We start from the raw sequence: 22,027 nt of genomic DNA on the forward strand, positions 1-22,027 counted from the left end.
GCAGCCGGCAGGAGAACACACCATGGCAGACGCAACCACGGCCCGAGACGTCGAACAGATTGCGATTGGGGCGGATCGGGCGGCGGATGTCTGGGCGTCTACGAGTGCCACCGAGCGGGGTCGCGTGCTCAGGGCTGTCGCAGACGCCCTTGACGATGCCGCTGGCGAGCTCATCCCGATCGCGATGGCCGAGACGAACCTCGCTGAGGGACGACTCGCCGGCGAGCTGCGACGCACGACGTTCCAGCTCCGGATCTTCGCCGAGACGCTCGAAGAGGGCGGCTACCTCGATGTGCGCATCGACCACGCGGATGACGGCTGGCCGATGGGCGCGCCGCGCCCCGACCTGCGCCGCTCGCTGATCTCGGTCGGCCCGGTCGTCGTCTTCGCGGCCAGCAACTTTCCGTTTGCGTTCTCCGTTGCCGGAGGCGATACCGCCTCCGCGCTTGCCGCCGGCTCCTCGGTGATTCTCAAGGCGCATTCCGGGCATCCGGGCCTCTCCCAGCGCACCGCCGAGATTGTTGGCGACGCCCTCGCCGGTGCCGGTGCCCCCGCGGGGGTCTTCGCGGTCATCTTCGGCACAGAGGCCGGCCGGCTCGCCTTGCAGCATCCGCTCGTGAAGGCGGGTGCATTCACCGGGTCCATCGCCGGTGGTCGCGCACTCTTCGATCTCGCCCAGTCCCGCCCCGAGCCCATCCCCTTCTATGGGGAGCTCGGAAGCGTCAATCCCGTTTTCGTCACCCGCGCTGCCGCCTCGGCCAGGGGCGAGAGCATCGCGGAGGAGTTCGTGGGATCCTTCACTCTCGGAGCCGGTCAGTTCTGCACGAAGCCGGGCATCCTCTTCGTGCCGCGCGCCTCTGACCTGGCGTCCCGTCTTGCGGGAAGCACGTTGCCGCCGGCGGCGAAGCTGCTCAACGCGCGCATCCAGTCCGGCTTCCTCGATGCGCTCGCCGACGTGCGGAGCCATGCCGCGGTGCGGGTGTTGTGCGCGGGCGACGATGCGACCGACGGGCCGCCGGCCCCCACCCTCTTGGCGACCGACATCGCCGCCTTGTTGGACGATCCACAGGCCCTCCTGGCGGAGGTCTTCGGGCCGGCGGCACTGGTCGTCGAGTACGACGACGAAGCGCAGCTCCTCGATGTCGCCAGAGTCCTGGAAGGCCAGCTCACCGCAACCATCGTGGGGGAGGACGAGGACCAGATCGCGCCCGAGTTGATCCGTTTGCTGGCCAAGAAGGCTGGCCGGGTCCTCTGGAACCAGTGGCCGACGGGGGTCTCGGTGACCTACGCGCAGCAGCATGGCGGGCCATACCCGGCCACCACCGCCTCGGCATCCACCTCGGTGGGCACCGCGGCGATCACTCGCTTCCTGCGGCCGGTGGCCTTCCAGGGGCTCCCTCAGCACCTGCTGGCGGCCGAGCTGCGCGATGAGAACGAGCTCGGAATCCGCCGTCGTGTGAACGGCGCGCTCGGCTAGGCTCTCGCCCGTTCCCTCAGCGGCACCTGCACGCAGCCGCCCCCGGGCGGCATCCAGAAATGCGTTTGGCCCCACCCCCTGCTCGGGTGTGGGGCCAAACAGCGTGCGCCGGCTAGGCCCGCAGGAGAACCTTGCCGATACGGCCCGGCTCCGCGCTGGCGGCGGCCGCCGCCGTGATGTCGCCGAAGTCGAATGTGGCGGCGACGGGCAGCGTCAGGGTGCCGTCGAGCACGCGCCCGATCAGCTCCTGGAACAGCTGTCCCTTGAGCTCTGCCGGCATCTCGCGGCTGACCACGCTGCCCCAGAAGCCCTTGACGGTGATCTGCTTGAAGATGACGTCGCCAGAGGAGAGCTCGAGCTTCGGCGATGCCATGGCCCCGAACACGACGAGGGTGCCGGTCGCCGCCAGCGTGGACAGGACGTCGCCCGCGGCGGCGCCGCCGACGGAGTCGATGCCCACTCGGATGCCGGCACCTTCCGTGAGCGCGGCGAGCTCGGTGCGCCAGTGCTCAGAATCGGTGGAGATGACCTGCTCGATTCCCTGGGCGCGCAGCTCTTCGACGCCCTCGGCGCGGCGGACGAGGCCGACGACGTTGATTCCGCGAGCCGCCCCAAGCTGGGCGACCATGCGGCCCACGGCGCCGTTGGCGGCATTCTGGATGAGCCAATCGCCCGGCTGCAGGTCAAGCGAGTGCAGCAGGCTGAGTGCACTGAACGGCATGGAGACGAGTTGCGCGGCGGCCTCGTCTGACAGGCCTTCCGGCACGGGGATGAGAGCCGACGCGGGGGCGACGAAGTAGTCGGCCCACACGCCGAACGTCCCGCCGGTGGTGACGCGCTGGCCGAGGGCCAGGTGGGTCACGCCGTCGCCGAGCATGTCGACGACGCCGACGGCCTCGGTTCCCGCCTGCGCCGGCAGCTCGGGCTTGAAGCCGTAGGTGCCACGCACCGTCCACAGGTCGTGGTTGTGAATGGGGGAGAGCAGGGTGCGCACGCGCACCTCTCCGGCGCCGGGCAGCGGAAGCGGGCGTTCCTGCAGGCTCAGCACGGCGGCGGGGTCGCCAAATTCGGGGTGGACGAGGGCGTTCATGGTGGTGTTGCTCATCTGGGTAGTCCTCCGAGACTGTAGTGGTGAGGTCAATGTGGGGCGGATGCCCGGGCCGATGCCGCGGGCGGGTCAGCCCTCTGCGGCGGGATGCGCGCCCACGGCGCGCATCGTCTCCGTGAGGTGTTGCAGGGTTTCGATGAGGGAGGCGGCGGACTTCTCGTCCGACAGCCCGGTGCCGGCCGCGATCTTGGCTGGGATGCCGGCGAGCTCGGCGCGCAGCTCCAGGCCGCGGTCGCCGACCATCACGGTCACCACGCGCTCGTCGGCGGTGCGCCGCTCCCGCCGCACGAGGCCGCCCTCCTCCATCCGGCGAAGCAGTGGGGAGAGCGTGCCGGAATCCAGCTGCAGGTGCTCGCCCAGCGAGGACACCGTCTGGTCGCCCTCCAGCCACAGCGTCACCAGCACGAGGTACTGCGGGTAGGTGAGCCCCCACGGTTCGAGCAGGTGGCGGTAGGCCTGGGTCGTGGCGCGGGTCGCCGCATAGAGGGAAAAGCACACCATCTCATCAGTCACGGCCATAGATAAATGGTTGCACACAACTACATTGTGCACAACTTAAGTCGTGCACCGCCCGGCACTCCGGCCCGGCGAAGGGGTCGTCACACGGCCGTCATCTGCGGGCAACCCCAATGAATTGCACGAGCGTACGCTTGAGGGCGTGAACGCGCGACGACTTCCCACGATGTCCGATGACGGCATGAACTTCCACACCCGCAAATGGGTGCGGCCAGAGGACCTGAATGCCAACGGCACCCTGTTCGGCGGCAGCCTGCTCCGCTGGATCGACGAGGAGGCGGCGATCTACGCCATCATCCAGCTCGGCAACTTCCGGGTCGTGACCAAGTTCATCTCCGAGATCGAGTTCCAGGCCTCCGCGCTGCAGGGCGACCTCATCGAGATGGGGCTGATCGCGACGCACTTCGGCCGCACCTCGATCACCATGCGCGCCGTCGTGCGCAACATGATCACCCGGCGGGTCATCCTCTCCATCGAGAAGCTCGTGTTCGTGAGCCTCGACGACGACGGGCGCCCGCAGCCGCACGGCTTCACCCAGATCACGTACAACCGCGACCGCATGCCCACCGAGCACCCGGCGACGGGCGCGATTCGCCTGCCGGAGCGCTGAGCCGCACCGTTCGGCCGTTCGCGGGCTAGTCGGTGATCAGTCGCTTGCCGAGGGCGATGGTGTCGTCGATGCCATAGCCGAGGTGTTCGTAGAAGGCGACGACCTGCGGGTTCGTGGTGCGCACCTGCAGTGACAGTTTGGGGCAGCCCAGCTCGAGCAGGGCGGCCTCCACGTGCGCGACGAGCAGCCGCCCGACGCCCTGCCCCCGCGCATCGGATGCCGTCGCGAGATAGTTCATCCAGCCCCGGTGGCCGTCGTAGCCAGCCATGACGGAGCCGAGGACGCGGCCGCCGTCGTCGGTGGCGACCACGAACAGCTCGGGCTGCACCGTCGCCTTCCTGGCGATGTCCTTCCGCGGGTCGTTCCAGGGCCGGGTGAGCCCGGCATCCTGCCAGAGCGCGATGACCGCGTCGGTGTCCTCGGGGCGGAAGGGTCTGATCTGCATCACAACAGTCTCAAGCACCGAGGGGGCGCCCTGCGCCACTTCGGCGGCTTCCGCGCCACTTCAACGGGCGCGGAGGCCGCCGAACTGGCGCAGGGCGCCGGGCCGGCCCGGGTGGGGCAACGACGCCGGGCGCAGAGGCGTCAGGAGCCCGGGGCCGGGCCGGCAAGCGCGAGGCGGTACGACTGCATCGGGTCGCCACCGAGCGGATGCGGGATCTGCCCGCCGAACGGCACGAAGCCGGCACGCGTGTACATCTCGATCGCTCTGACGTTGGTCGTGCGCACCTCGAGGGTGAGCGAGCGGAACGCGGCGCGTGCGGCGTGTTCCACCGCATCGGCGAGGAGCGCCCTGCCGACGCCGCTCCCGACGCCACCCGGGTGAACGGCGAGGAAGTGCAACAGCGCCTCCCTCGGATCGGCGCGACCGGACTCCACCAGGGCGAACCCGTGCCGCGGGGCATCCACGACGGCGAATCGGACGATCGGATTCCCGAAGGCCGACCGCACTCGCTCGGCCATCGCCTCTGCATCCACGGTGCCGTCCCGCGCCTCGACGGCACGCACCCAGATCTCGGCGCACAGGTCCACGTCGTCGGGCAGCGCTCCCGCGCGGATGCGGAACGCGTCGGCAACATGCGCGAGGCTCATCGCCGCCCCGTGGCTGGCGCACGGTGGCGCACGATCGACTCAGGCATCCTCGTAGGGTAGGCGACTCCCGGCCCTGTCGGAAGTCGGTTTCAATGCGCCGGGTCTGCCTGGTGCGCCGGGCTGGACCGCGGGACACGCGCGAACAGGGTGTAGCCAGGCCCAGAGGGTCGCCGTGCACCCTGATGTTCGCTGTTTCGGCACTCCGAGGTGCGAGCGTTGACATGTGGACAACCCTGAACATATACTCGCCATGTTCATAGTTGTCCACGTACAAAGAAGTTCGGTTCGAATCAATGAAGATTGCAGTTGTCGGCAGTTACGGCGTCGGGCTCACGATGCGCGTTCCCCGCGTTCCCGCCCCTGGCGAGACCGTCTCCGGCGGAGCGTTCCAGGAGGGTCCAGGAGGCAAGGGGTCCAACCAGGCCATCGCCGCGGCGCGCCTCGGCGCCGACGTCTCGTTTCTCACCGCCATCGGCGCAGACGATTTCGGCCGTGCGGCCACGACGCTCTGGCGGGCGGAGGGCGTCGACGCCGAACACGTCGTCACGACATCCGCCCCCACCATGGTCGGGTTCATCCTCGTCGATCCTTCCGGCGAGAACTGCATCTCGATCGCCCCGGGGGCACTCGACGAACTGGATGCCGCATCGATCGAGCCGTTCCGCGCCGAGATCGCCGCCGCCGACATCCTCGTGGTCTCCATGGAGATCCCGCTCGCCGCCGCGACGGCGGCGCTGCGCATCGGCAGGGAGGTCGGCACACCCACGCTGCTGAACCCCGCGCCGGCCCAAGAACTCCCCGACGCGGTGTGGCCACTCGTCGACATCATCACCCCCAACCAGACCGAGGCGCCGGTGTTGCTCGGCCTCGCCCCCGACCATGGGCTGACTGACGCCGAGCTCATCACCGAGCTCCGGCGGCGCACGGGGGGATCGGCCATCCTCACCCGCGGCGGCCGCGGGGCGCTCGTCTCCGACGCCGACGGCACAGCCGAGGTTCCGGCGTTGCGCGTCGAGAAGGTCGTCGACACGACCGGCGCGGGCGACTCCTTCACCGCGGCGCTGGCCGTCGCCATCGCCGAGGGGCGCTCCCTCCGCGACGCGGCCCAGTTTGCCGCCGCCGCGGGCGCCCACGCCGTCACGATCGCCGGCGTCATCCCCTCCCTCCCCACCCGCGACCAGCTGAACCCCGAGATTGGATCGACCCGATGACCGCGACCTCCGTGCTTGCGCCGAAGGCCTCTTTCGACTTCCGCAAGCTTCTCCATGCGCGTGAGGCCGGCGTCTTCGCCGCTCTCGTTCTGCTCTTCATTCTCGGAACGGTGCTGTCGCCGAACTTCGCACAGTCCGGAAACCTGCTCTCGGTCGGCCAGCAGATCTCGCAGATCGGCATCATGGCGATCGGCGCCACCTTCGTCATCATCAATGGCGAGATCGACCTCTCGGTCGGCTCGATCTACGCGCTCGCGGCCATCTCGACCGGCATGGCGATCGCGGCAGGGCTCGCCTGGCCCGTCGCCATCCTGATCGGCCTCGGCGTCGGTGCGGTGGCCGGTCTGCTCAACGGCCTCGCGGTGGTGCTGCTCGGCGTCCCGTCCTTCATCGTGACCCTCGGCAGCCTGAGCGTCTTCCGCGGCATCACGCTGCTCATCTCGGATGGCGCGCCCATCTCGTTGAGCGCGAAGCAGCCCGGTGTGGCCGAGTTCACCCTCCTCGGCCAGGGCCGGCTCTTCGGCGTCGTGCCGATGCAGCTCATCATCTTCGCCGTGATCGCGGCGCTGGGCGTCGTTCTGCTCTCGCGCTCCCGCCTCGGATTCAACACATACGCGGTCGGCGGCAACCAGGAGGCGGCGCGGCTGGTCGGCATCAACGTCAAGACGGTCAAGCTCACCGCCTTCGTGCTCTCCGGCCTCACGGCGGCCATCGCCGGCGTTCTCGGGCTCTCGTTCCTCTCTTACGTGCAGGGTGTGACCGGCACGGGCCTCGAGCTCACCGTGATCTCGGCGGTCATCATCGGCGGCGCCGCCCTGTTCGGCGGCTCCGGAACGATGTGGGGAACCATCATCGGCGTCGCGTTCATCGGCCTGCTGCAGAACATCCTCAACATCAACGGGATCTCGTCCTTCTGGCAGACCGTCGTCACCGGTCTCGTGATCGTCGCCGCTGTCGCGGCCGACACCTGGCAGCGCAAGCGCAAGACCAGGGCCTGAGCCCCCCCCCCGCTCGTCGGGCCGGCCAGTCGGCTGTGCCCCCTCCGCACCACCCCTCTGCACCATCCCGCCCGGACACAACCAAAGGAGTATTGATGTCTATCCGAACCAAGACCCGCCGCTTGCGCGCGGTCGGTGCCATCGCCACGGCAGCTGCGCTTACCCTGAGCGGATGCGGCGCCATCACCTCCGGCAACGACGGCGCAGCCGCCGACGGCAGCTTCCACCTCGCCGACTACATTCAAGAGCGCATCGACGCTGGTGAGCCGCTGCGCATCAAGCTCAGCTACCACGACCCCTCCCTCGCTTTCGCCACCCCCATCAGCGAGGGCATGGAGCGGGCCGGTGAGGAGCTCGGCGCCGATGTGCAGTTGATCGGACCGACGGGTGGGGACGCCGCCAAGCAGGTCTCCGAGCTCCAGACGCTGATCCAGCAGAAGTCCGTCGACGCCCTCGCCGTCTCATCGGCATCCAGTGACGCACTGAAGCCGATCATCGCGCAGGCCTACGACGCCGGCATCCCGATCATCTCCTTCAACACCGACAACCCCGATTCGCAGCAGATGGGCTTCGTCGGCCAGGACCTCAAGGGCTCCGGGCAGTCGCAGGCCGAGGAACTCGTGGCTGCGCTCGGCGCCAACGCCTCCGGAAAGGTCGTCGTGTTCTCCCTCGACACCGGCGCCGGCTGGTCGCACGAGCGATTCAGCGGGTTCGAAGCGGGACTCGAGGGCAGCAAGCTGGAGATCGTCGGGCCGGTGAACGTCGGCAACGAGCCGAACGCCGCCTACAACACCGTCGAGTCGACCATGGCCGGCCAGTCCGGCGTCGTCGCCATCGCCGGCCTGGACTGCTGCTCCACCACCGCCGGTGCACAGTGGATCCAGCAGTCCGGCAACGCGGGCGCCATCACGATGGTCGGATTCGATCTGCTGCCATCGACCGCCGACTTCGTCGAGAACGGCGTCGTGACCTTCACCATCAGCCAGAACCCGGCCGAGCAGGGCTTCCAGGCCGTCAAGGTGCTTTATGACTTCCTGACGAACGGCACCGCGATCAGCGGCGTCGACACCGGCGCGCAGTTCATCACGAAGGAGAACCTCGGCGAAGCAACGGTGGAAGGCTAATGACGACGCTCTCGCCCCTCGGCGGCCCTGAAGATCTGCGGGCTCAGACCGGCGGCACCCAGCCTGCGATTCGAATCCGCGGCCTCAGCCGCAGCTTCGGCCCGGTGCGTGCGCTCGAAGACGTGAGCTTCGACGTGCCGGCCGGCGAGCTGACCGCGCTGCTTGGAGAGAACGGCGCCGGAAAGTCGACGCTGCTCAAGATCCTTGCCGGTCTCCAGCCGCCGAGCGGCGGGAGCGTCACCCTGTTCGGCCGGGAGGTCGACGCCTACGACCCGCACACCATGCTCACCGAGCACAGCATCGCCATCGTGCCGCAGGAACTCTCGCTGCTGCCCGACCGCACCGTCGCCGAGAACATCCTCGCCGGCGTCGAGCCGGGCAACCGCTTGTTCCCGTCGAAGCGCACCATGGTACAGCGCACGCTCGAGCTGCTGAGTGAGCTCGAGCTGCAGCTCGACCCGAACACCGTGGTGCGCACGCTCGACATGGCCACCCAACAGCTGGTCGTCGTCGCGCGCTCCATCGCCCGCGGCTGCCGCGTGCTCATCCTCGACGAGCCGACGGCGATGCTCACCCCGGCTGAGGCCGACCGGCTCTTCGCCCTCATGGCCAAGCTCAAGGCCGGCGGGACGACCCTGCTCTACGTGTCGCACCGGATGCCGGAGGTTTTCGCTCTGGCAGACCAGATCGAGGTACTGCGCGACGGTCGCCACGTCGCATCCTGGCGGCGTTCCGAGACGACGCCGGAGCAGGCCGTCGCCGCCATGGTCGGGCGCGAGCTCGGCCAGTTCACCAGCCGGGCCGAGCTGCACCCGGCCGCAGACCGATCCGGCAGCACCCCCGCCCTCGCGATCGCCGAGCTGAGCGGGCGACGCCACTCGGGAATCAGCTTCGAGGTGCGCCCCGGTGAGATCCTCGGCGTCGCGGGCCTGCCGGACTCCGGCAGGGTCGAGCTGCTGCACAACATCTTCGGGGCAGAGAAGGGCACGGGCGGAACGGTCGCGCTCGCGGGCCAGCTCTATGAGAACCGCAGCCCCATCGCGAGCGTCGCAGCCAAGCTCGCCTTCGTGCCCGGCGAACGCCGCGCGCAGGGACTGCTGACGACGATGAGCGTCGGCGACAACATCGGCGTGCTCACGGTGCGCGCGCTCAGCCGGCTCGGCCTCGTGCGGCGCGGCGCGTTCGACCGCAGCACGAGCGAGCGCGCCACGGCGCTCCGGGTGAAGACGGCGACAATCGACCAACCCATCACCAACCTCTCCGGCGGCAACCAGCAGAAGGCCATGCTCGCCCGCTGGCTCGCCATCGAGCCGACCGTGCTCGTGCTCGACGAGCCGACGCGCGGCGTCGACGTCGGCGCGAAGGCGGAGATCTACGAGCAGCTCTTCGCCCTGTCCAAGGGCGGCGTCGCAATGCTCTGCTCGTCGTCGGACCTCCCCGAGCTGCTGACCATCACCGATCGAATCGCCGTGCTCAGCGAGGGGCGCCTGGTCGGCATCGTCGACACCGCCTCGGCCACCGAGGAGTCGATCATGGCGCTCGCCACCGGCGCGGTCGCCTCGGCCGCCTGAACCACCAACCCAACCCCAACGAAAGGACCGCTATGAAGCGCAACGGCATCCTCAACGCCGAACTGAGCGGTGCACTCGGCACGCTCGGCCACACCGACCTCATCCTGATCGTCGACGCCGGATTCCCGATTCCCCGAGACGCCCACCGCATCGACCTTGCCATCGCCCCGAACCTCCCCGACCTGCGCCAGGTCATCAGCCTCATCGCCGAGGAGATCATCGTGGAGGGCGTCGTGCGCGCCGACGACGTTCCGAGCAACAACCCGCGACTCGACGACTGGCTGAAGGAGCGCTTCGCTGACGCCGAGTTCACCACACGCCCGCACGCCGAGGTGCTCGGCGAGCTCGCCAAGCAGGCGAAGGTCATCGTTCGCACCGGGGCCTTCGAGCCGTGGGGCAACATCGGGCTGTTCTGCGGCGTCGACGTTCCACGCTGGTTCGGCGGCGACGGCGTCATCGCCCCCGACTACTACGCATCCAAACTCTGAACCCCGGGCGTCGTCGGCGCCCACCCCCGGCATGCGCGGCATGCCACACAGCCACGAGAGAAAGATAGACAAGTGACAGAGACAAGCAACCACTCCGACCTCACACTGACCCCCGCCGAGATGGCGCCGTACATTCAGCACACCAAGATCGACGTCGGGGCGACCCGCGACGAGATGGTGGCGCACGCGCAGGAGGCCATCTCGTACGGCTTCAACGCCGCCATGGTGCCGGCATCCTGGGTGCCGCTTGTCGCGGCCGAGCTCGCCGGAACCGGCATCGGCATCGCCTCCGCCCTCGACTTCCCGACCGTCGGTGTGATGACCAGCGCCGGCAAGGCCGCCGAGGCGGCCGAGATCGCGCGGCTCGGGGCGACCCAGCTCGACATCGGCGTGCAGCTCGGCTGGCTGAAGAGCGGCATGTTCGACGAGTTCCGGGAGGACATCGCGGGTGTCGTGCGCGCATCGGGAATTCCCGTCAAGGTAATGCTGGAGCTGCCGCTGCTGACGGATGCCGAGAAGGAGGCCGCGGTCGAACTCGCCATGGAGGCCGGCGCGTCCTACCTGAAGAACGCGAGCAGCGGCCAGATCGAGACCGCGAACCCGACCAGTGTTCGGTTCCTCGTCGACCGTGCCCGCGACGGCGTGCTGGTCAAGGCCTCTGGGTCGATCAAGGGCTACGCGCAGGGCCTCGAACTGTTGCGGGCCGGCGCCGTGCTGCTCGGAACGAGCGCGGGCATCGCGATCGTCACCGACTCGAGCGACGAGAACACGACAAGCTACTGATCGCCCCCACCGCCCCGATTGTGTATACAGTCGGGGCGGTGGTAAGCATTATCGAGTCCTAGGGAGTTTCGTGAGCACCACGTCGAGCGCAGCGATCAATCGCGACGCCCCCGTCGCCATCCATGCGCAGATCTCAGAGGGCATCCGCTCCCGAATCGCATCGGGAGAGTGGCCCGCGCACTATCGGTTGAAGAGCGAGCCAGAGCTCGCTCATGACCTCGGCGTGAGCCGCGGCACGCTCCGCCGAGCCCTGACGACGCTCATCCAAGAGGGACTGCTGCGTCAGGTGCGGGGCCGCGGGACGTTCGTCACCTCGACGACGATCGAGCCTGCCATTGCTCAGAAGCTCAGCACGCTCTCCGAGGACTTCGCGAACCAGGGCATCGTCACCACGACCACGGTCTTGGAATGCTCGCTCATCGACCCGCCGCGGCCGATCGCCGCACTGCTGGACGTTCCCGCCGGCGGCTCCGTGCTGAAGCTGGTTCGTTTGCGCAGCACCGACCGCGGGCCCGTCGCCTTGCTCTTCAACTATGTGCGTACGGACCTCGCGCCCGGAATCGAGGGCGTCGACTTCACGACGGCCAGCCTCTTCGGCACACTGGAGGGCGCCTACGGTCTCAAGATCGATGCCGCCCGACGCACCTTCAGCGCGCAGGCGGCCGAGGCCGACGTGGCCGCGCAGCTCAACCTCGAGACCGGTTCGCCCGTGCAGTACCTGCAACAGGTGACCTACCTCGCCGACGACCGTCCCGTCGAGTACTCCGACGTCTGGATTCACAGCGGACGGCTGCAGGTCACCTCGCTGCTGTCGCGGCGCTAGCGTCTGGGCATGCTTGGCTCCGACGTCGCACAGTGTGCGTACGCGGCGACAGCTCCCACGGATGCGCCTGATCTTTCTGGCAGGGGGCGCCCTGCGCCACTTCGGCGGGGTCCGCGCCACACTATGTGGCGCGGACCCCGCCGAAGTGGCGCGCAGGGTTAGCCGAGGTTCGGCTCCCAGTCGATCGCCGGGGCGATGTGGTCGGCGATGGTCTGCAGCAGGCGCGCGTTGTAGTCGACGCCGAGTTGGTTCGGCACGGTGAGCAGCACGGTGTCGGCGGCCTGCACGGCGGCGTCGGCGGCCAGCTCGGCCGCGATCTGGTCGGGCTCGCCGGTGTAGCTCTTGCCGAAGCGGGCGATGCCGCCGTCGATGTAGCCGACCTGGTCCTGGCTCTCGCTGGAACGGCCGCCGAAGTAGCGCCGGTCCTCGTCGGTGGTGACGGGGATGACGCTGCGGCTGATCGAGACGCGGGGCGTGCGCTCCCAGCCCTGCTCGGCCCAGGCGGCGCGGAACATGGCGATCTGCTCGGCCTGCAACTGGTCGAACGGCACCCCGGTGTCCTCGGTGAGCAGGGTCGAGCTCATCAGGTTCATGCCCTGCTCGGCGGCCCACTGACCGGTGGCGCGGCTGCCGGCGCCCCACCAGATGCGGTCGGCGAGCCCGGGGGACTGCGGCTCGATCGCGAGCGGCTCGTAGCTGCCGGTCATCTGCGGGTTCGGCTCTGCCACGCCGGCGCCGGTGATGGCGGCGCGGAACAGCTCCGTCTTGACGCGGGCGAGGTCGGCATCCGCCATGCCCTCCGGCGGCACGTAGCCGAAGGTGCGGGCGCCGTTCAGGGCAGGCTCGGGTGACCCGCGGCTCACGCCGAGCTGCAGCCGGCCGCCGCTGATCAGGTCGGCCGCGGCCGCCTCCTCGGCCATGTAGAGGGCGTTCTCGTAGCGCATGTCGATGACGCCGGTGCCGATCTCGATGCGCGAGGTGCGGGCGCCGATCGCCGCGAGGAGCGGGAACGGCGAGGCGAGCTGCTTCGCGAAGTGGTGCACGCGGAAGTAGGCGCCGTCGATGCCGATCTCCTCGGCGGCCTCTGCCAGCTCGATGGATTGCAGCAGCACGTCGCTGGCGCTGCGCGTGCGCGAGCCGGGGATGGCCTGGTAGTGCCCGAAGGAGAGGAATCCGATGCGTTTCACACCGAGTGCAGCGTCGGGGATCGCGCCGTTATTCCTGCGTCATAGACTGCCGAGCATGCGATTCGGAACTTTCATCCCCCAAGGCTGGCGCCACGACCTCGTCGACATCGACCCCAGTGAGCACTGGGACACCATGCGGGCCCTGGCCCAGTCGGCGGATGCCGGCCCCTGGGAGTCGATCTGGGTGTACGACCACTTCCACACCGTGCCGGCCCCCACCGACCAGGCCACGCATGAGGCGTGGACGCTGATGAGCGCCTTCGCCGCCGTCACCGAGCGCGTGCGCATCGGCCAGATGTGCACCTGCATGAGCTACCGCAACCCTGCCTACCTGGCCAAGGTCGCGGCGACCGTCGACATGATCAGCGGCGGCCGCACCGAGATGGGCATCGGCGGCGGCTGGTACGAGCAGGAGTGGCGCGCCTACGGCTACGGCTTCCCCGGCATCCCCGAGCGGCTCGGCCGCCTCCGCGAGGGCGTCGACATTATGAAGCAGGCGTGGACGACAGGCGAGGCGACCCTCGACGGCCAGTACTACCAGGTGGACAAGGCCATCGTGCAGCCGATGCCGCCGCAGCAGGGCGGCATCCCGATCTGGGTCGCCGGCGGCGGCGAGAAGGTCACGCTGAAGATCGCGGCGCAGTACGCTGACTACACCAACTTCACCGGCACGCTCGAGGAGTTCGACCACAAGAGCGCCGTGCTGCGCGGGCACTGCGAGGCCATCGGGCGCAACTTCGGCAGCATCACCCGCTCCTCGAACTTCAACACCATCATCGCCGACACCGAGGCCGAGGTGGCCGAGCGCATCGACGCCGTCGAGGCGCGCATGGCCCGCCACGTCGGGGCGGACACCGCCGCCGAGTACGTGCACGCCAACTACCACTCGGGCGCCCCGGGCGTCGGCACGCCGGAGCAGGTGATCGAGCGCCTGCTCGAGCGCCAGAAGCACGGACTCGGCTACTCGATCCACTACTTCCCCGAGGCGGCGTACGACCGCTCGACCCAGCAGCTGTTCGAGCAGACCGTGATCCCGGCGCTCGCCGACTCGGCGGGCGACGAACTGTAGACTGTATACGCAAGCGACGAAGGCGCCCTTACCGGGGCGCCTTTGCGCGTTAAAGCGGGCCGCGCAGCTGCGGCATCCGTCCGGCCTCACCAGGCATCACGCGATCGTCTGCGCTTGCACGCACCCAAGGAGATACACAGTCATGAAGTCGACCCGTATGGTCACCGTCGCCGCGCTCGCCCTGGGCGCCGCACTCGCTTTCACCGGTTGCGCCGCTGAGGCAACCCCCGAGGCGGCCCCCGCCAACACCGCATCCGCCGAGGCCTGCTCCGAGGTGCGCAACGTCACCAACGGCGCCCTGAACACCCTGGCCGGCGACCTCGCCGCCGACCCGGCCGGCAAGTCCGACTACTTCGGCCAGCTGACCGAGCGCGTCGACGCCCTGATCGGAACCGTCGAGAACGACGCGGCCGACGCCGCGTTCTCGTCGTTCTCTGCCGCGCTGGGCGAGGCGGGCGCCTACGTCGCCACCGTGTCGACCGAGGCTCCGGCCGAGGACGCCGAGACCGACCCGGCGCTCATCGCCGCCACCACGGCCGTGCAGGACGCCTCCGTCGAGGCCGCGTCGAACTGCTCCGCCCAGTAACACCACCTCGCGAGCGCAGCAGCTCGCTCGAGCGCTCTGCTCGACACCCGGATGCCGGGGCGACACACTCTGTCGCCCCGGCATCCGTCGTTGGAGGCGCGGCTAGCGGTACTCCGGGTTCGCCTCGAAGCCGAAGCGCTCGCCGTTGTCCCACTCGCGGCGGAGGTTGCCGAAGGCGGGCACGCCGCCGTTGGCCCGGAGCATCGCGGCCAGGTGCATCAGGTTCCAGCTCATGAACGTGGTGTTGCGGTTGGTGAAGTCGCTCTCCGGGCCGCCGGAGCCCGGGTCGAGGTAGCTCGGGCCCGGCCCGATCGCGCCGATCCAGCCGGCATCCGCGGCCGGCGGAATCGTGTAACCGATGTGCTGCAGGCTGTACAGCAGGTTCGACGCGCAGTGCTTGACGCCGTCCTCGTTGCCGGTGATGATCGCGCCGCCGACCTTGCCGTAATACACGTACTGGCCGGCGTCGTTGAACAGGCCGGACATCGCATAGAGCCGCTCCACGATCCGCTTCGTGACCGAGCTGTTGTCGCCCAGCCAGATCGGCCCGGCGACGACCAGGATGTCGGCGGCGCGCACCGTGTCGAAGATCGCCGGCCACTCGTCGGTGGCCCAGCCGTGCTCGGTCATGTCCGGGTAGACGCCGGTCGCGATGTCGTGGTCGATCGCCCTCAGCACGTCGACGTGCACGCCCTGCTTGCGCATCAGCGCGGCGCTCAGATCGATGATGCCCTGGGTGTTGCTGACCTCGGGCGAGCGTTTGAGCGTGCAATTGATGAACAGTGCACGCAGGCCCGCATACTCTAAATCTGTCGGGGAGCTCATGCCCCGTAGTCAAGCACCGCATGCCGGTGCTGGCTAGGGGTGGGGAGGGGCCGCGTGCGGCGCGGGGACGCCGAACGGCACCCGCCGGCCCGAGCTTCGCGGGCGGCGCTTCCACGCCGCGCGCAGGAATTTGCAGCGGTTGTCGTAAACTTGCGCGCATGTCGAGGAGATTGGCCGAAGTCGCCCGCAAGGTGGGCGTCAGCGAGGCGACCGTGAGCCGGGTGCTCAACGGCAAACCGGGGGTCTCGGCCTCCACCCGCGAGTCGGTGCTCACCGCGCTGGACGTGCTGGGCTACGAGCGGCCGACCAAGCTGCGTGGGGAGCGGGCGCGGCTCGTCGGGCTCGTGATGCCCGAGCTGCAGAACCCCATCTTCCCCGCGTTCGCCGAGGTGATCAGCGGGGGCCTGGCCCAGAACGGCTACACCCCCGTGCTCTGCACGCAGACGGCCGGCGGCATTTCGGAGTCAGACTACGTCGAGCTGCTGCTGCACCAGCAGGTGTCCGGTGTGATCTTCGTCGGCGGGGCGTACGCCCAGGCCGACACCTCGCACGACCACTACGAGCGGCTGCGCGAGCTCAAGCTGCCCACTGTGCTCGTGAATGCCCCGGTGCCGGAGCTGAACTTCGCCACTGTCTCGTGCGACGACGCCGTCTCGATGGAGCAGGCGTTCGGGCACCTCGTGCAGCTCGGCCACGAACGGATCGGGCTCCTGCTCGGACCGGTCGACCACATGCCGTCGCGGCGCAAGCTCGCCTCCGCCCTGAAGATCGCCGACAAGGTGGGCGTCGATCTCGGGCCGGAGCGGATCGTGCACTCGCTCTACTCGCTTGAGGCCGGCCAGGCGGCGGCGACCAAGCTCCTCGCCACCGGGGTCACCGGCATCGTGTGCGCGAGCGACCCGATGGCGCTCGGCGCCGTGCGGGCCGTGCGCCGCTCCGGGCTGCGCGTTCCCGACGACGTCTCGGTGATCGGCTTCGACGACTCGGCGCTGATGAACTGCACCGAGCCGCCGCTGACGACGGTGCGCCAGCCGATCGAGTCGATGGGGCGCATGATCATCGAGCTGCTGATGCGCCAGATGAGCAGCGACAATGCGCACGGCGACGAGCTGATCTTCGCGCCGGAGCTCGTCGTGCGGGCCTCCACCGCCCGGCCCCCGCACTGAGCCGGCGGGTTCCGTCAGGCTCAGCCAGCGGGCCTTCTCGGCAGTTTCGCCAGGCATGCCCGCGTGCCCGGGCGTGGGCCTGCCCGCTGAGCGAGCTTGTCGAAATCCCGGCGAATCGAGCGACCAGAGCCGTTTTCGGAGCCGTTTTCCGAGCCGAAATCTGCCGCAAACCGACGCAAGCTAGCGCAAGCCGTTTGCAAATTGTTTAGTACTTGCATCATTTTGTTGCAAACACTACTTTCGACCTCACAACGATGGTGTTGCCCCCGGGCTCCGCCACCGACAACTGGCTCCGGCGCAGAAACTCTGCGCGGCTGTGTGAGGAGAACCCCGAGTGACTCTGCCCGTTCTGGCAACCGACACCATCGAGACGACGGATTCGGATGCCCTCTGGTGGCGAAGCGCCGTGATCTACCAGGTCTACGTGCGCAGCTTCGCCGATGGCAACGCCGACGGCACCGGTGACCTCGCCGGCGTCCGCGCTCACCTCGGCTACCTGAAAGACCTCGGCGTCGACGCCATCTGGTTCAACCCGTGGTACCCGTCGCCGCTGGCCGACGGCGGCTACGACGTGAGCGACTACCGCGACATCCACCCGGCCTTCGGCACCCTGCGCGAGGCAGAGCTGCTGATCGCCGAGGCGCTGGCGCTCGGCATCCGCACCATCATCGACATCGTCCCCAACCATGTCTCCGATCAGCACCCCTGGTTTCAGGCCGCCCTAGCCGCCGGCCCCGGCTCGCCCGAGCGCGAGCGCTTCTGGTTCCACCCCGGTGCCGGCGAGGGCGGCAACGAGATGCCGAACCACTGGGTGTCGAACTTCTCCGGCGACACGTGGACCCGCACCACGAACCCCGACGGCAGCCAGGGCGAGTGGTACCTGCACCTGTTCACCCCGGAGCAGCCCGACCTCAACTGGAACCACCCCGACGTGCGGCGCGAGCACGAGGAGATCCTGCGCTTCTGGTTCGACCGGGGCGTCGCCGGCGTGCGCATCGACTCCGCCGCGCTGCTGGTCAAGGCCGCCGGGCTGCCGGAGGTGCCTGAGGCGCCGGGCCCCGGCGAGCACCCCAACACCGACCGCGACGAACTGCACCAGATCTACCGCGACTGGCGGGCGATCGCCGACTCCTACGAGGGCACCCGCGTGCTCGTCGGCGAGCTGTGGCTGCCCGACGCCGAGCGCTTCGCCAAGTACCTGCGCCCCGACGAGATGCACACAGCGTTCAACTTCGACTTCATGACCAGGCCCTGGGATGCCGCCGAGCTGCGCACCTCGATCGACCAGACGCTCGCCGCGCACGCCCCGGTCGGCGCGCCGTCGACCTGGGTGCTCTCCAACCACGACATCACCCGACCGGTCACCCGCTACGGCCGCGACGACTCCTCCTTCGACTTCCTGAAGAAGCGCATCGGAACCCCGACTGACCTCGAGCTCGGCGTGCGCCGGGCGCGGGCCGCCGCCCTGCTCACGGCGGCGCTGCCCGGGTCGCTCTACATCTACCAGGGCGACGAGCTGGGCCTGCCGGAGGCCGAGGGCATCCCGGCCGCCCTGATCCAGGACCCGATGCACTTCCGCTCCGGCGGGGTGGATCCAGGGCGAGACGGATGCCGCGTGCCGCTGCCCTGGCGCGGCACCGAGCCGCCGTTCGGCTTCAGCGCCGACGCTGCCGAGGCTGCCAACGGCGCCCAGCCGTGGCTGCCGCAGCCGAGCGAGTGGGCGACGCTCACGGTGCAGGCTCAGGAGAGCGACCCACGCTCGATGCTCTGGCTCTACCGCCAGGCCCTGCGCACCCGCAAGCGGGAGGCGGCGCTCGGTGACGGCGGGCTGCACTGGCTGCCGAGCGATCCGGACGTGCTGGCCTTCGCCCGCGGCGACCGCTTCGTCAACGTCACGAACCTCTCGTCGGCGGCGATCCCGTTGCCCGCCCACGACAGCATTCTGCTCAGCAGCAGCGCCCTCGACGGCGGCCTTCTCCCCGCCCAGGCCACCGTCTGGCTCCGAGTTTCCCCGCAACACCCACAGCACCACAAACACACCGAAAGGATCCGACAATGAAGTCTCCAAGACGAGTGCTCATGCTCACAGTGGCGACCCTCGCGGGCGCCGCACTGCTGGCCGGCTGCACGGCCAGCCCCGAGGCAGAGAGTGGCGGCAAGACCAAGATCACCGTGGTCAGCCTCATCCCCGGCACCGAGCAGGCGGCGTTCGACGCCTTCGACGCGCAGGTCGCCCAGTTCGAGAAGCTGAACCCAGACATCGAGGTCGAGGGCGTCGAATACGAGTGGACGGCCCCCACCTTCGCGGCTCAGCTGGCCGGCGGCACCCTGCCGGACGTCTTCCGCATCCCGCTCACCGACGCCAAGACGCTCATCGCCAACGGCCAGCTCGCCGACCTGACCAGCCAGGTCGAGGCGCTGCCCTTCTACGACAAGTTCAACCCGAGCGTGCTCGCGGCCGCGCAGGACGCGAGCGGCAACGTCTTCGGCATCCCGCGTGAGGCCTACGCGATGGGCTTGCAGTACAACCGCGCCCTGTTCGAGGAGGCCGGGCTCGACCCGGAGAAGCCGCCGACAACCTGGGACGAGGTGCGCGAGTACGCCAAGACCATCTCGGAGAAGACCGGCCAGGCCGGCTTCATGCAGATGTCGCAGAACAACACCGGCGGCTGGCAGCTGACGGCGGCGACCGTCGCCCGCGGCGGCGCGATGGAGGAGGTCTCCGGCGACACCGTCACCGTCACGGCCGACAACCCCGCCACCAAGGAGGCCCTGCAGTACCTCAAGGACCTCCGCTGGGGCGACAACTCCATGGGCAGCAACTTCCTGTTCGACTGGGGAACCATCAACCAGGCGTTTGCGGCCGGCCAGATCGGCATGTACACCAGCGGCTCCGACCTCTTCACCTCCCTCACCCGGGAGAACAATCTGAACCCTGACGACTACGGCCTCGCCGCCATGCCGCTCGGTGACTCGCAGGACGCCGCCGTGATGGGCGGTGGCACCCTCAACGTCGTCAACGTGAAGGCGTCGGATGCCGTCAAGGAGGCCGCCGTGAAGTGGATCTCGTTCTACGACCTGAACAAGCTCCTCGACGAGGATGCCGCAGTGCTGGACGCCCAGACGCTCAGCGCAGCCGGTCAGGCCGTCGGAACCCCGGCCCTGCCGATCTTCGACCAGGCGACGCTTGACCAGTCGCGCGAGTGGATCGCCGACTACATCAACGTGCCGCAGGACCAGGTGCGCTTCTTCGCGGAGGGCAACGCCGGCCGCACGATCAACGGCGAGCCGGCCGCGCACACCCAGGAGCTCTACGGCGCCCTGGACGTGGTGGTGCAGGCCGTGCTCACCGACCAGAACGCCGACGTCGACGCCCTGCTCAAGCAGGTGAACACGACCATCCAGGCGCTCGTCGACGCCGACTAGGCGCCGCACGACCGGCGGATGCCGCGCACGGGAGCGCGGCATCCGCCCCTTCTCCCGTTTCACGCACCACGCCAGAGAGAGTCAGCATGAGCCTGCTTGAGCATCCACCGATCGAGAGCGCTGCTCCACCGGAGTCGCCGGGGGCGTCGCGTCGCGTGCGACGCAGGACCCCGTTCACCTGGCTGCGCGGCGGCGGCCTCGGCAGCCTGCTGTTCGCCCTGCCGATGCTTCTCATCTTCGGCATCTTCGCCTGGTTCCCCATCGTGCGGGCCTTCGTGATGAGCTTCCAGAAGACGAACCTCGTCACAGACCCCACCTTCGTCGGCCTCGACAACTTCTTGAAAGTGTTCAACGACCCGGTGTTCTACACGGCCGTGCAGAACACCGCCTGGTTCGCCCTGCTCGCGCTGCTGTTCGGGTACCCGCTGCCCCTCATCGCCGCCGTGCTGATGAGCGAGGTGCGCCGGGCCAAGGGCCTCTACAGCGCGCTCGCCTACCTCCCGGTCGTCGTGCCGCCCGTCGTGGCGGTGCTGCTCTGGAAGTTCTTCTACGACGCCAGCCCGACCGGCGTGTTCAACACGATTCTCGGCTGGGTGGGGATTCCGCCGCAGCCGTGGATCCAGGACGCCACCATGGCGATGCCCTCGCTCGTGCTCGAGGCGACCTGGGCGGCGGCCGGTGGAACGGTCATCATCTACCTGGCGGCGCTCACCTCTGTCGCGCCCGAGCTCTACGACGCTGCCGAGGTAGACGGGGCCGGCATCTGGCGCAAGGTCTGGCACGTCACGCTGCCGCAGCTGCGCGGCATCCTGCTCATCACCTTCATCCTGCAGATCATCGGCACCGCACAGGTGTTCCTCGAGCCGTTCCTCTTCACCGCCGGCGGCCCGGCCAACTCCACCGTCACCGTGCTGCTGCTGATCTACCGCTACGCCTTCCAGAACAGCCTCGGAGGCGACTACGGCGCGGCGACGGCACTCAGCCTGATGCTGGCGATCTTCCTGGCGCTGCTCTCCCTTGTTTACTTCCGCCTCACCAAATCCTGGAGCCAGAATTGACCGCCGCACCGGATACCGACCGCGGTATCGTCTCCGTCTCCGACTGGCGCAAGCCCGGCGTGCGCCGGCCGCTTCGGCTCAGCCACCTCGCGCTGCTCGGTGTGCTCATGGTCTCCGGCCTCGGCCCGCTGCTCTGGCTGGCGAAGGCGGCGATCACACCCACCCAGGACACGCTCCGCACCCCGATGGCGATCTTCCCGAACGGCGTGGACTGGGCCAATCTCAGCACGGCATGGAACACCATCGGCCTCGACGTGCAGTTCATGAACACGGTGTGGGTGGCACTCGGGTCCTGGGCTGTGCAGCTGATCGTCGCCACGACCGGCGGCTTCGTGCTCGCCGTGCTGAAGCCGCGCTGGGCGCCCGTGCTGAACGGCATGGTCGTCGCCACGCTGTTTGTGCCGGCCGTTGTCCTCTTGGTGCCGCTCTACCTCACCATCCTCAACGTGCCGTTCCTCGGAATCTCGCTGATCAACACCTTCTGGGCGGTCTGGTTGCCGGCCGGGGCGAGCGCGTTCAACGTCGTGCTCGTCAAACGCTTCTTCGACGGCCTCCCACCCGAGATCTTCGAGGCGGCCCGCACCGACGGGGCCGGGCCGTTCCGGTTGTTCTGGTCGATCGTGCTGCCGATGTCCAAGCCCATCATCGGCGTCGTGTCGGTGTTCGCGATCATCGCCGCCTGGAAGGACTTCCTCTGGCCGTCGCTCGTGCTCGCCGACCCCAAGGTGCAGCCGCTCTCGGTGCGCCTGCCTGCCCTGCAGCAGACGATCGAGCTCGACGTCTACCTGGCGGCGCTGGCCATCTCGACGCTGATCCCGATCGTGCTGTTCGTGCTGTTCCAGAACATGTTCCTGCGCAGCGCCGGAATGGGCGGAGCCGTGAAGGGCTGAGCGAGGGAGCCTCCGGCTA

General features: G+C 69.0%; 22 protein-coding genes. 16 read left to right on the forward strand and 6 right to left on the reverse strand.

Annotated elements, in window-relative coordinates:
- The first annotated feature begins 22 nt into the window (after positions 1-22).
- A complete protein-coding gene (locus BLT62_RS02185) occupies positions 23-1,477 on the forward strand; it encodes an aldehyde dehydrogenase (NADP(+)) (protein ID WP_083362586.1) in 1,455 nt (484 codons plus the stop codon).
- A 112-nt stretch (positions 1,478-1,589) separates the two neighbouring features.
- Here BLT62_RS02185 and BLT62_RS02190 read toward each other — a convergent pair whose 3' ends face one another.
- Both BLT62_RS02190 and BLT62_RS02195 read right to left on the reverse strand, forming a co-directional pair.
- Positions 1,590-2,567, reverse strand: a complete 978-nt coding sequence (locus tag BLT62_RS02190; RefSeq protein ID WP_083365258.1) for a zinc-binding dehydrogenase — start codon at positions 2,565-2,567, stop codon at positions 1,590-1,592.
- Positions 2,568-2,654: 87 nt separating this feature from the next.
- On the reverse strand, positions 2,655-3,104 hold the full coding sequence (locus tag BLT62_RS02195) for a MarR family winged helix-turn-helix transcriptional regulator (protein WP_172829610.1): 450 nt from the start codon (positions 3,102-3,104) through the stop codon (positions 2,655-2,657).
- A 163-nt stretch (positions 3,105-3,267) separates the two neighbouring features.
- Here BLT62_RS02195 and BLT62_RS02200 point away from each other — a divergent pair, with 163 nt between their 5' ends.
- Positions 3,268-3,711 (forward strand): acyl-CoA thioesterase, encoded by a 444-nt coding sequence (locus BLT62_RS02200; protein ID WP_083362587.1) that lies wholly within the window; start codon positions 3,268-3,270, stop codon positions 3,709-3,711.
- A gap of 25 nt (positions 3,712-3,736) precedes the next feature.
- Here the strand turns inward: BLT62_RS02200 and BLT62_RS02205 are convergent, their stop codons facing one another.
- Together BLT62_RS02205 and BLT62_RS02210 are read right to left on the reverse strand one after the other, a co-directional pair.
- Positions 3,737-4,156, reverse strand: coding sequence for a GNAT family acetyltransferase (locus BLT62_RS02205; protein ID WP_083362588.1), 420 nt, complete (start codon positions 4,154-4,156; stop codon positions 3,737-3,739).
- A gap of 140 nt (positions 4,157-4,296) precedes the next feature.
- The gene (locus BLT62_RS02210; protein ID WP_083362589.1) at positions 4,297-4,803 is read right to left on the reverse strand and encodes a GNAT family N-acetyltransferase; all 507 of its coding nucleotides are present in this window, start codon (positions 4,801-4,803) and stop codon (positions 4,297-4,299) included.
- Between the two features lie 293 nt (positions 4,804-5,096).
- Here BLT62_RS02210 and BLT62_RS02215 point away from each other — a divergent pair, with 293 nt between their 5' ends.
- The 7 genes from BLT62_RS02215 to BLT62_RS02245 all read left to right on the forward strand — a co-directional run bounded on the left by BLT62_RS02215 (position 5,097) and on the right by BLT62_RS02245 (position 11,801).
- Complete coding sequence (locus tag BLT62_RS02215; protein ID WP_083362590.1) at positions 5,097-6,014, forward strand: ribokinase; 918 nt, start codon at positions 5,097-5,099, stop codon at positions 6,012-6,014.
- Positions 6,011-7,012 (forward strand): ABC transporter permease, encoded by a 1,002-nt coding sequence (locus tag BLT62_RS02220; RefSeq protein WP_083362591.1) that lies wholly within the window; start codon positions 6,011-6,013, stop codon positions 7,010-7,012. The genes BLT62_RS02215 and BLT62_RS02220 overlap by 4 nt, the downstream gene beginning before the upstream one ends.
- Positions 7,013-7,107: 95 nt before the next feature.
- Complete coding sequence (locus BLT62_RS02225; RefSeq protein WP_083362592.1) at positions 7,108-8,136, forward strand: sugar ABC transporter substrate-binding protein; 1,029 nt, start codon at positions 7,108-7,110, stop codon at positions 8,134-8,136.
- Positions 8,136-9,707, forward strand: coding sequence for a sugar ABC transporter ATP-binding protein (locus BLT62_RS02230; protein ID WP_083362593.1), 1,572 nt, complete (start codon positions 8,136-8,138; stop codon positions 9,705-9,707). Before BLT62_RS02225 ends, BLT62_RS02230 begins: the two co-directional genes overlap by 1 nt.
- Positions 9,708-9,739: 32 nt before the next feature.
- Positions 9,740-10,195: a D-ribose pyranase gene (gene rbsD, locus BLT62_RS02235; protein WP_083362594.1), complete on the forward strand. Its 456-nt coding sequence runs from the start codon at positions 9,740-9,742 to the stop codon at positions 10,193-10,195.
- A gap of 72 nt (positions 10,196-10,267) precedes the next feature.
- Positions 10,268-10,978, forward strand: a complete 711-nt coding sequence (deoC, locus tag BLT62_RS02240) for a deoxyribose-phosphate aldolase (protein ID WP_083362595.1) — start codon at positions 10,268-10,270, stop codon at positions 10,976-10,978.
- Positions 10,979-11,048: 70 nt separating this feature from the next.
- Entirely contained in the window at positions 11,049-11,801 is a 753-nt protein-coding gene (locus BLT62_RS02245) for a GntR family transcriptional regulator (protein ID WP_083362596.1), read from the forward strand.
- Between the two features lie 158 nt (positions 11,802-11,959).
- On the opposite strand, the gene BLT62_RS02250 is transcribed toward BLT62_RS02245, so the two are convergent.
- Positions 11,960-12,988 carry an LLM class flavin-dependent oxidoreductase gene (locus BLT62_RS02250; protein ID WP_083362597.1) on the reverse strand — a complete coding sequence of 343 codons (1,029 nt, stop codon included), beginning with the start codon at positions 12,986-12,988 and terminating at the stop codon, positions 11,960-11,962.
- Positions 12,989-13,043: 55 nt separating this feature from the next.
- Here BLT62_RS02250 and BLT62_RS02255 point away from each other — a divergent pair, with 55 nt between their 5' ends.
- Both BLT62_RS02255 and BLT62_RS02260 read left to right on the forward strand, forming a co-directional pair.
- The gene (locus BLT62_RS02255; RefSeq protein WP_083362598.1) at positions 13,044-14,057 is read left to right on the forward strand and encodes an LLM class F420-dependent oxidoreductase; all 1,014 of its coding nucleotides are present in this window, start codon (positions 13,044-13,046) and stop codon (positions 14,055-14,057) included.
- A gap of 142 nt (positions 14,058-14,199) precedes the next feature.
- Complete coding sequence (locus tag BLT62_RS02260) at positions 14,200-14,643, forward strand: hypothetical protein (protein WP_156786215.1); 444 nt, start codon at positions 14,200-14,202, stop codon at positions 14,641-14,643.
- Between the two features lie 102 nt (positions 14,644-14,745).
- Here BLT62_RS02260 and BLT62_RS02265 read toward each other — a convergent pair whose 3' ends face one another.
- Entirely contained in the window at positions 14,746-15,468 is a 723-nt protein-coding gene (locus BLT62_RS02265) for a flavodoxin family protein (RefSeq protein WP_083362600.1), read from the reverse strand.
- Between the two features lie 158 nt (positions 15,469-15,626).
- Between BLT62_RS02265 and BLT62_RS02270 the strand changes: the two genes are divergently transcribed.
- The 5 genes from BLT62_RS02270 to BLT62_RS02290 all read left to right on the forward strand — a co-directional run bounded on the left by BLT62_RS02270 (position 15,627) and on the right by BLT62_RS02290 (position 22,008).
- On the forward strand, positions 15,627-16,634 hold the full coding sequence (locus tag BLT62_RS02270) for a LacI family DNA-binding transcriptional regulator (RefSeq protein ID WP_331710511.1): 1,008 nt from the start codon (positions 15,627-15,629) through the stop codon (positions 16,632-16,634).
- A 334-nt stretch (positions 16,635-16,968) separates the two neighbouring features.
- Positions 16,969-18,693 (forward strand): glycoside hydrolase family 13 protein, encoded by a 1,725-nt coding sequence (locus BLT62_RS02275; RefSeq protein WP_083362602.1) that lies wholly within the window; start codon positions 16,969-16,971, stop codon positions 18,691-18,693.
- Positions 18,690-20,060: an extracellular solute-binding protein gene (locus BLT62_RS02280; RefSeq protein WP_083362603.1), complete on the forward strand. Its 1,371-nt coding sequence runs from the start codon at positions 18,690-18,692 to the stop codon at positions 20,058-20,060. Before BLT62_RS02275 ends, BLT62_RS02280 begins: the two co-directional genes overlap by 4 nt.
- 86 nt (positions 20,061-20,146) lie before the next feature.
- The gene (locus BLT62_RS02285; protein WP_172829611.1) at positions 20,147-21,118 is read left to right on the forward strand and encodes a carbohydrate ABC transporter permease; all 972 of its coding nucleotides are present in this window, start codon (positions 20,147-20,149) and stop codon (positions 21,116-21,118) included.
- Complete coding sequence (locus tag BLT62_RS02290; protein WP_231919310.1) at positions 21,115-22,008, forward strand: carbohydrate ABC transporter permease; 894 nt, start codon at positions 21,115-21,117, stop codon at positions 22,006-22,008. The genes BLT62_RS02285 and BLT62_RS02290 overlap by 4 nt, the downstream gene beginning before the upstream one ends.
- Positions 22,009-22,027 lie beyond the last annotated feature (19 nt).

It is taken from the genome of Microterricola viridarii, from assembly GCF_900104895.1.
GTDB classification, from domain to species: Bacteria; Actinomycetota; Actinomycetes; order Actinomycetales; family Microbacteriaceae; genus Microterricola; species Microterricola viridarii.

Bases quoted from the DNA above. Each gene is read 5' to 3' on its own strand.
- BLT62_RS02205 (WP_083362588.1), bottom strand. From the start codon at position 4,156: ATGCAGATCAGACCCTTCCGCCCCGAGGACACCGACGCGGTCATCGCG.
- BLT62_RS02280 (WP_083362603.1), top strand. From the start codon at position 18,690: ATGAAGTCTCCAAGACGAGTGCTCATGCTCACAGTGGCGACCCTCGCG.
- BLT62_RS02195 (WP_172829610.1), bottom strand. From the start codon at position 3,104: ATGGCCGTGACTGATGAGATGGTGTGCTTTTCCCTCTATGCGGCGACC.
- BLT62_RS02225 (WP_083362592.1), top strand. From the start codon at position 7,108: ATGTCTATCCGAACCAAGACCCGCCGCTTGCGCGCGGTCGGTGCCATC.
- BLT62_RS02220 (WP_083362591.1), top strand. From the start codon at position 6,011: ATGACCGCGACCTCCGTGCTTGCGCCGAAGGCCTCTTTCGACTTCCGC.
- BLT62_RS02185 (WP_083362586.1), top strand. From the start codon at position 23: ATGGCAGACGCAACCACGGCCCGAGACGTCGAACAGATTGCGATTGGG.
- BLT62_RS02270 (WP_331710511.1), top strand. From the start codon at position 15,627: ATGTCGAGGAGATTGGCCGAAGTCGCCCGCAAGGTGGGCGTCAGCGAG.
- BLT62_RS02210 (WP_083362589.1), bottom strand. From the start codon at position 4,803: ATGAGCCTCGCGCATGTTGCCGACGCGTTCCGCATCCGCGCGGGAGCG.
- BLT62_RS02255 (WP_083362598.1), top strand. From the start codon at position 13,044: ATGCGATTCGGAACTTTCATCCCCCAAGGCTGGCGCCACGACCTCGTC.
- BLT62_RS02215 (WP_083362590.1), top strand. From the start codon at position 5,097: ATGAAGATTGCAGTTGTCGGCAGTTACGGCGTCGGGCTCACGATGCGC.
- BLT62_RS02260 (WP_156786215.1), top strand. From the start codon at position 14,200: ATGAAGTCGACCCGTATGGTCACCGTCGCCGCGCTCGCCCTGGGCGCC.
- BLT62_RS02285 (WP_172829611.1), top strand. From the start codon at position 20,147: ATGAGCCTGCTTGAGCATCCACCGATCGAGAGCGCTGCTCCACCGGAG.
- BLT62_RS02265 (WP_083362600.1), bottom strand. From the start codon at position 15,468: ATGAGCTCCCCGACAGATTTAGAGTATGCGGGCCTGCGTGCACTGTTC.
- BLT62_RS02190 (WP_083365258.1), bottom strand. From the start codon at position 2,567: ATGAACGCCCTCGTCCACCCCGAATTTGGCGACCCCGCCGCCGTGCTG.
- BLT62_RS02230 (WP_083362593.1), top strand. From the start codon at position 8,136: ATGACGACGCTCTCGCCCCTCGGCGGCCCTGAAGATCTGCGGGCTCAG.
- rbsD (WP_083362594.1), top strand. From the start codon at position 9,740: ATGAAGCGCAACGGCATCCTCAACGCCGAACTGAGCGGTGCACTCGGC.
- BLT62_RS02200 (WP_083362587.1), top strand. From the start codon at position 3,268: ATGTCCGATGACGGCATGAACTTCCACACCCGCAAATGGGTGCGGCCA.